The following is a 7492-nucleotide window of genomic DNA, read 5'->3' as shown; positions in this document are numbered from 1 at the left end:
TGGAATTCGAAGCGCTGTTTCCGGGTCTGCTCGACGACATGGTGGCCGCCGGCGTGCCGATTCTGGAGAACCGGCCGGACTGCATCTACTTCGGCGCCGCGGGTCATGTGCTGGGAACCGGGCGAACCCTGCGCGACGAGTTCACCGCTTATGTACCCAGTCGGCCGGAACTGGAATGGCAGATCCGGCGTCGAGTACGCGAGATCGGCAATGTCGAGATCCAGCAACGCGCGGTCGACCAACCACGCTTCGATCCTTCCGCGCAACGGGTCACGGGCGTCGTCGTCGAGGGCGAAGACGGCCCGGGCGAAGTCGCCGCCGACCTCGTCGTCGACGCGGCGGGCCGCGGCACCCGGCTACCGGTATGGCTGGAGCAGTGGGGATATCAGCGGCCGCGCGAGGACGTCGTCGATGTCGGCATCGGCTATGCCTCCCACCAGTTCCGCCTGCCCGATGCAGTGATCCGCGAGCGCGTGGTCGTCGCCGGCGCATCTCGTCAGCAGCCACTCGGACTGGGCATGCTGGGTTACGAGGATGGAACCTGGATGCTCACCACCTTCGGCGTCGCCAAAGTCAAGCCACCGCAAAACTTTTCGGAAATGCTGACGCTTGCCAAAAAGCTGCTGCCCGCCGAATTCACCGCCGCGCTCGACCAGGCCGAACCGATCGGCGAGATGGCCTTTCATCGCTTCCCGACCAGCAGATGGCGCCGCTATGACAAACTCGACCGCTTCCCCGCCGGAATCGTCCCGCTCGGGGATGCGGTAGCCAGCTTCGACCCGACCTTCGGGCAGGGGATGACGATGACGTCGCTGCAGGCCGGCCACCTTCGCCGAGCGTTGCAGGCACCCGACGGCGATGTGGCGCGCGAACTGAACCGGGCCACCGCCAAGACCACCTTCCCGGTCTGGATGATGAACGCCATCGGCGACTTTTCGTTCCATCACGCCGGCGGTCCGATGCCGCGGTGGTATGGCCCGATCGGTAATTTGTTCGACCAGTTCCTCGGTGCCGCCGAGACGGATCCCGTTCTCGCCGAATGGTTTTTGCGCCGATTCTCCTTGCTGGACAGCCTTTACATGGTGCCCTCGGCGCGACTCGTCGGCCGCGCGATCCGACACAACATGCGACTTTGGCTGGCTGAGCGCCGGCAAGCGCGGCGTGCGCGCTATCCCGACAGCGCGCGATCCAGATCGGGTTCGAGGTAGATCACCCGCGCCGCCGGCACCGCCGCGCGGATGTTGCGCTCGGCTGCGTCGATGGTGGCCGCCACAGTGGCCAATTCGACGCGCGGACCCACCGCGATCTTGGCCGCCACCAGCAGCTCGTCGGGGCCCAGGTACTGGGTGCGGAGGTGAATCAGACGGTCGACGTGCTCGGTTGACTCCAGCGCCGCCCGGATCGCTTGGGTTTGCGCGATGGTGGCGCCCTCGCCGATCAGCAGGCTGTGCATCTCGACCATCAGGATGATCGCGATCAGGCCCAGCAGCAGCCCGATGCCGATGGTGCCGATCCCGTCCCACACCGGGTCACCGGTGGCGACGGTCAAGCCGACGCCGGCCAGCGCGAACGCCAACCCGACGAGCGCACCGGTGTCCTCCAGCAGTACGACGGGCAGTTCGGGATTGCGGGAGTTGCGAATGAAGCGCCACCAGCTCGCGTCGCCCTTCAGCGGTCGCGATTCTTTCATCGCGGTGCGAAAGCTGAACGTCTCCAGCATGATTGCCACTGCAAGGATTACCAGCGCCACCGCCGGGGAGGTGAGCTCGGTGGGGTCAGTGATCTTGTGGTAGCCCTCGTAGAGCGCGAAGACCGCACCGAGGGTGAACAGCACCAGCGCCACCACAAACGACCAGAAATAGCGGCTGCGGCCATACCCGAACGGGTGCAGAGCGTCGGCTTCTTTGCGGGCCTCGCGCTGCCCGAACAGCAGCAGCGCCTGGTTGGACGTGTCGGCCACCGAGTGCACCGCCTCAGCAAGCATCGAGGAGCTGCCGGTGACCACAAACCCGATGAATTTGGCGACCGCAATGCCGGCGTTGGCGGCAAGCGCGGCCAGAATCGCGCGGGTGCTACTGGTTGGCGCGCTCACAATCCCACGGTGGCCCGGAACAATTTGCTGGGCCGGTCAGCCACCAGTCGGATCGGCCCGTCGTCGGCGCCCACCCAAGCGGCTGCGCCGCGCTCGAGCGTCACCGCCCCGGTCTTCCCGTGCACGGTGGTGCGGCCCTCGGTGCACAACAAAATCTGCGGACCGTCGTGGCGCGCCGGCGCATCGACCTCGTGACCGAGATGGTCGTGGTCGAGGGTCAGCACCGACACGGCGAACTCGTCGGTTGGGGTGTCGTAAACCTGCGCCAGCCCGTCGCGGTGCGTCGCCGGACGCAACTGCGCTTCGGTGGTGGGCGTGAAATCCAACACCCGCAGCAATTCGGGCACATCGACGTGTTTGGGCGTCAAACCGCCCCGTAACACGTTGTCGGAGTTGGCCATAACTTCCACCGCGATGCCACGCAGATAGGTGTGCAAGTTGCCGGCCGACAAGAAGATGGCCTCGCCGGGCGCCAGGCTGATGCGGTTGAGTAGCAACGCGGCCAGCACCCCGGCGTCGCCGGGATAACGCTCACCCAGCTCGAGCACGGTCTTGGCTTCGGCGGCGAATTGCGTTGCGCCGGAACTGACGTAATGGATAGCGCCGTCGAGCACCGCGGGCACCAGCACGTCGATGTCGGGCTGCGGGGCGGTGATCCAGGTGGTGAACAGCGCGCGCAAACCGTCGGCGTCGGACTGGTCGTTCAATAGCTCGATGAACGGGTCGAGGTCGGAGACCGCCAAGGCGCGCAGCAGTTCGATGGTGTGCGCGGCCGGTCGGAATCCGGCCAGCGCCTCGAATGGTTGCAGCGCCACCAGCAACTCCGGTTTGTGACTGGAGTCGCGATAGTTGCGCACCGGCGAGGACACCGGAATGCCCAGCCGCTCCTCGCGCAGGTAGCCCTCGGCGGCCTGCTCGGCGCTGGGATGGGCCTGCAGCGACAGCGGCTCGTCAGCCGCAAGGACCTTGACCAAAAACGGCAGCACATCACCGAACCGCGCCCGCGCCACCGACCCGAGTTGGCCGTCAGGGTCGGCGACCAACGTTTGCAGCAACGAGGTTTCGCCGCCTGCTGTCTCCAGCCAGGCCGGGTCGGCCGGATGTGCGCCTAACCAGAGCTCAGCTTCCGGATGGGCAGCCGGAACCGGTCGTCCGGTGAATTCGGCGATGGCCGTACGCGAGCCCCAGGCGTACGTCCGTATCGCTCCCCGTAGTAGTTCCACTTCTGTCGTCTATTCCCCCAGCAGGCGCAGGTAAACCGCGGCCATCTCCAACCGAACAGCCAATAGTGCCAGCTGATGCTCGGGCCGCTGCGAACCAAGCGGGCTCGACGGCCCGCCCGTCACCTCGGCGGCGTCGGGCACGTCCTCGGCGCCGACGACGTCGACGTCTTCGAGGCGGCCGACTCTGGCCGCGACCACCGTCCGCTCGGCGGCCAGCGTCAGCGCCAGCACCCGCAGCCGTTCGGGCAGCGGCCCGTCGATCTGGTCGTCGTGAAACAGCGCGTCCGCCGGATCCCGGAATCCGGCAGGAAGCCCGGTGCGTACCGCTACCAACGCATCGGCCAGGCCGGTCGCGGCGACCACCTGGTGACCGGTCCGCAGCAGCGCCGAAGACCCGTGCCGGGCCAACGCCAGCGTCGCCGCACAGTCACCGGCCAGCGCCACACGGCGTCCCGACATCCGCGCGGCCAACGCTTTGGCCGGGTTGGTGAACAATTCACGCCCGGCGCTGTTGCGCAGCGTCTCGGCGTCCAGGTCGTCGGCCAGCGCAGCCAAGTCGGTACGCAGGGCGGCGTCGACGCTGTGCACCGCGGCCAGGCCGGCGGCCAGGTACCGCGGCAGGCCGAACTCGTCGGGAACCGGCAGCCGCGGCTCGAGCACGGCCACCCGCCCGGCGGTGGTATCCCGCAACGGGCCTTCGTAGGGCGCTGCGACCACCACCCGCGCCCCGCGGCGAACGCCGGTAGCCGCGGCGCCCACCAACGCCGGGTCGCCCGGGTCGTCGCCCGCCACGATCAGCACGTCGAGCGCCCCGATCCAGGGCGGGGCCTCCGCCGCGAGCACGATCGGCTCGGCAGCCGACCGGCCCAGCGTCGCGGCCAGCAAACTGCCGGCGGTCTCAGCGGTGCCGCGGCCGGCCACCCAGATCACCGTGCGGGGACGGTCCTCGCCGCGCACCGGATCCAGGGCGCCCTCGTCGATCGCCGCGGCCGTCGCGCGCACCTGCGCGCCGGCCATCGAGGCCGCCCGCAGCAGCCCGTCGTGGTCGGCGGCGATCAGGGCGTCGGCGTCGTCGAGGTCGATGGTGGCGTGAGTGGCGTTCACGTGACGGCCTGGGTCTGCCCGGCTAGGTCGGCGTTGATTTGTGCGCTGATGTGTTGCACCACCGCGTCGACGTCCTCGACGCAGCGGCCCTCCACGTTCAGCCGCAACAGCGGCTCAGTGTTGGAGCTGCGCAAGTTGAACCAGCTGCCGTCGCCCAGGTCCACCGTCACCCCGTCCAGGTGGTCGATGGAGTGAATGCGGGTGCCGAACGACTTCAGGACCGCCTCGGTGGCCGAGGCGGCGTCGGCGACGGTGAAGTTGATCTCGCCGGAGGATTCGTACCGCTGGTAGTCGGCGGTCAGCTCCGACAGCGGCCGCTGCTGCTCGCCGAGCGCGGCCAGCACGTACAGCGCGGCCAGCATCCCCGAATCGGCGCCCCAGAAGTCGCGGAAGTAGTAGTGCGCGGAGTGCTCGCCGCCGAAGATGGCGCCGGTGTCGGCCATCAGCGCCTTGATATAGGAGTGCCCTACGCGGGAGCGCACTGGTGTGCCGCCGCGCTCCACCACCAATTCGGGCACCGCACGGGAGGTGATCAAGTTGTGGATCACGGTCGCGCCGATCTCTCGGGTGAGCTCGCGCGCGGCGACTAATGCGGTCACCGTCGACGGCGACACCAACTGCCCACGCTCGTCGACCACGAAGCACCGGTCAGCGTCGCCGTCGAATGCCAGGCCGATATCGGCTTCGCTGGTTTGCACATACTTTTGTAAATCCACCAGGTTGGCCGGGTCCAGGGGGTTGGCCTCGTGGTTGGGAAAGGTGCCGTCGAGCTCGAAGTACAACGGCAGCAGGGTGATCGACTCGATGGCCCCGAGCACCGCCGGCGCGGTATGGCCGGCCATGCCGTTGCCGGCGTCGACGGCCACCCGCAAGGGACGCAGCCCGGACGTGTCGACCAACGAGCGCAGGAAGGCGCCGTAGTCGGCCAGCACGTCCTGCTCGGCGATGCTGCCCGGCGCGCCGTCGTAGTGCGGGACGCCGGCGACGAGATCGTCGCGAATCGCGGCCAACCCGGTGTCGGCGCCGACGGGCTTGGCGCCGGCTCGGCACATCTTGATGCCGTTGTAGGCGGCCGGGTTGTGGCTGGCGGTGAACATCGCGCCGGGGCAGTCCAACAACCCCGAGGCGAAATAAAGCTGATCGGTGGATGCCAGGCCGATGCGGACGACGTCGAGCCCCTGCTCGGTGACCCCGGACGCGAAGGCATCCGCCAACGACGGTGAACTGTCCCGCATGTCGTAGCCGATGACGACCCGGCCGGCCTCGTCGTCGCGGACCAGCCGGGCAAAGGCTGCGCCGACGTCGGCGGCGAACGCCTCGTCGATCTCGTCGTCGACCAAGCCCCGCACGTCATAAGCCTTGATCACACGGTTGACAGCCGCGGCGGGCCGAGACATGAAAAGGCTCCTGACTATGGGGACTCTTGGCCGTCAGCTTAGCCCGGCGACGAGGCAGGCTGGGTCGGCCCGCAAGCGTGCGGGCGATCGACGCCGTCGGGCGACCGTATCAGTCGGCGGGGTCGGGAAGCACCCGCAGGTGACCGCGCCGACGCCCGGTACCGGCGGGCCGCTGCGCGGTCGATGCCAGCACGCCGCCCTCGGGCAGCGCGGGTGACGCACCGCCGGTGTGGGCCTCCGAAAACCCGTTGACCGGCGGTCCGCTCGGCACCACGTCGCGGCCTTCGCGCACCGCCTCGGCCAACGCGATCAAGTCGTCGTCGTCGGTATAGATGGGCAGCGGGCCGGCATGGCGGACGAGTTCCCATCCGCGCGGCGCGGTGATCCGGCTGGCGTGGCTGACGCACAGGTCCCAGGAGTGCGGCTCACGTGCGGTCGCGAGCGGGCCGACCACCGCCGTCGAGTCCGAATAGACGAACGTCAGCGTCGCCACCGCGTAATGCGGACACCCCGGCCGACAGCAGCGACGCGGAAGATTCACGTTCGGAAGGCTATCGCGCCCCACTGCCCCCGCAGCGGCGGACACGCGCATGGCGGTCGGTCGCGATTCCCAACCGTTACCATCGGCGCGTGAGCGATTCCCGCAGCTCCGGCCGGTCGATGCGCAGACCGGTTTCCCGCCGCGGTCGCGATATGCGTGGTCCCCTGCTGCCGCCGACGGTGCCAGGCTGGCGCACGCGCGGCGAGCGGTTCGATATGGCGGTGCTGGAAGCCTACGAGCCCATCGAGCGTCGCTGGCAGGAGCGGTTGTCGGGGCTGGACGTGGCCGTTGACGAGATCCCGCGGATCTCGGCGAAAGACCCAGCCAGCGTGCAATGGCCGCCCGAAGTGGTCGCCGACGGCCCCATCGCGCTGGCCAAGTTGATCCCCGCCGGTGTCGACGTGCGGGGCAGCGCCACCAGGGCGCGGATCGTATTGTTCCGCAAGCCGATCGAGCGACGGGCCAAAGACACTGTCGAGCTCGCCGACTTGCTGCACGAGATTCTGGTGGCGCAGGTGGCCACTTATCTGGACGTCGAACCCTCGGTCATCGACCCGACGATCGACGACGAGTAGCCAGCGCTGCTAGATGATGCCGCGCTTGAGGCGGCGGCGTTCCCGTTCGGAAAGGCCGCCCCAGATGCCGAAGCGTTCGTCGTGCGCCAAGGCATATTCGAGGCACTCGGTACGCACCTCGCAGCCCAGGCAGATCTTCTTGGCTTCCCGGGTGGAGCCGCCCTTTTCGGGAAAGAACGCCTCGGGGTCGGTTTGCGCGCACAAGGCGCGGTCTTGCCATTGGTCGGGTGTAACCGGCGCCGGCTCAAAGACTTCCGGCGCATCGGGCACCAAACTCAAATGGGGTCGTGCTGTGGCCCCCATCGTCGCCGAGCCGGCAGTGGTGTGCGGTGTGCTTCCCATTAGGCCCCGAAGGTGCTCATAGGACATGCTCCGCCTCCTCACCTGGTTTCGTTGATCGTGAATGTCGCCACTGTTTTGATGTGCGGCCATCTCAATTCGAACAAACGATCGAATCTCGGTCTGCGACACCGAATCCGGCCGGCCAACCGGGAAATGACACTGATGAGATTACACACGTGTTAGCACCGCAGGTCAAGCGATTGGCCGGAATTCCATAT

Annotated in this window: 8 protein-coding genes; 2 read left to right on the top strand and 6 right to left on the bottom strand. The window is 68.0% G+C overall.

The annotated features are described in order from the left end of the window. Window positions 1–1208, top strand: a 1208-nt coding sequence (locus A5707_RS07010) for an NAD(P)/FAD-dependent oxidoreductase (protein WP_065013791.1), incomplete at its 5' end; no start/stop codon positions are given. Here A5707_RS07010 and A5707_RS07005 read toward each other — a convergent pair. From A5707_RS07005 to A5707_RS06985, 5 genes are all read right to left on the bottom strand, one after another. After that, window positions 1169–2092: a cation diffusion facilitator family transporter gene (locus A5707_RS07005; protein WP_065013790.1), complete on the bottom strand. Its 924-nt coding sequence runs from the start codon at window positions 2090–2092 to the stop codon at window positions 1169–1171. The genes A5707_RS07010 and A5707_RS07005 overlap by 40 nt on opposite strands. After that, a complete protein-coding gene (manA, locus tag A5707_RS07000; RefSeq protein ID WP_065013789.1) occupies window positions 2089–3315 on the bottom strand; it encodes a mannose-6-phosphate isomerase, class I in 1227 nt (408 codons plus the stop codon). Before manA ends, A5707_RS07005 begins: the two co-directional genes overlap by 4 nt. A 9-nt stretch (window positions 3316–3324) precedes the next feature. Next, window positions 3325–4419, bottom strand: coding sequence for a TobH protein (locus tag A5707_RS06995; protein WP_065013788.1), 1095 nt, complete (start codon window positions 4417–4419; stop codon window positions 3325–3327). Continuing rightward, entirely contained in the window at window positions 4416–5816 is a 1401-nt protein-coding gene (locus A5707_RS06990; protein WP_065013787.1) for a phosphomannomutase/phosphoglucomutase, read from the bottom strand. Before A5707_RS06990 ends, A5707_RS06995 begins: the two co-directional genes overlap by 4 nt. Before the next feature lie 109 nt (window positions 5817–5925). Beyond that, entirely contained in the window at window positions 5926–6357 is a 432-nt protein-coding gene (locus tag A5707_RS06985) for a DUF3499 domain-containing protein (RefSeq protein ID WP_197495273.1), read from the bottom strand. Window positions 6358–6509: 152 nt separating this feature from the next. Here A5707_RS06985 and A5707_RS06980 point away from each other — a divergent pair, with 152 nt between their 5' ends. Then, on the top strand, window positions 6510–6932 hold the full coding sequence (locus A5707_RS06980) for a metallopeptidase family protein (protein WP_065013785.1): 423 nt from the start codon (window positions 6510–6512) through the stop codon (window positions 6930–6932). A 9-nt stretch (window positions 6933–6941) separates the two neighbouring features. Here the strand turns inward: A5707_RS06980 and A5707_RS06975 are convergent, their stop codons facing one another. After that, window positions 6942–7274, bottom strand: a complete 333-nt coding sequence (locus A5707_RS06975) for a WhiB family transcriptional regulator (RefSeq protein ID WP_065013784.1) — start codon at window positions 7272–7274, stop codon at window positions 6942–6944. Between the last annotated feature and the right edge of the window lie 218 nt (window positions 7275–7492).

Source organism: Mycobacterium kyorinense (assembly GCF_001672775.1).
Classification (GTDB): Bacteria; Actinomycetota; Actinomycetes; order Mycobacteriales; family Mycobacteriaceae; genus Mycobacterium; species Mycobacterium kyorinense_A.
The sequence above is the reverse complement of the archived record's forward strand: the minus strand, read 5'-3'. Positions and strand labels throughout refer to the sequence as shown.

Excerpts from the sequence above, each read along its gene's own strand:
- A5707_RS06980 (WP_065013785.1), top strand. The coding sequence starts at position 6,510 with ATGCGTGGTCCCCTGCTGCCGCCGACGGTGCCAGGCTGGCGCACGCGC.
- A5707_RS06975 (WP_065013784.1), bottom strand. The coding sequence starts at position 7,274 with ATGGGAAGCACACCGCACACCACTGCCGGCTCGGCGACGATGGGGGCC.
- A5707_RS06990 (WP_065013787.1), bottom strand. The coding sequence starts at position 5,816 with ATGTCTCGGCCCGCCGCGGCTGTCAACCGTGTGATCAAGGCTTATGAC.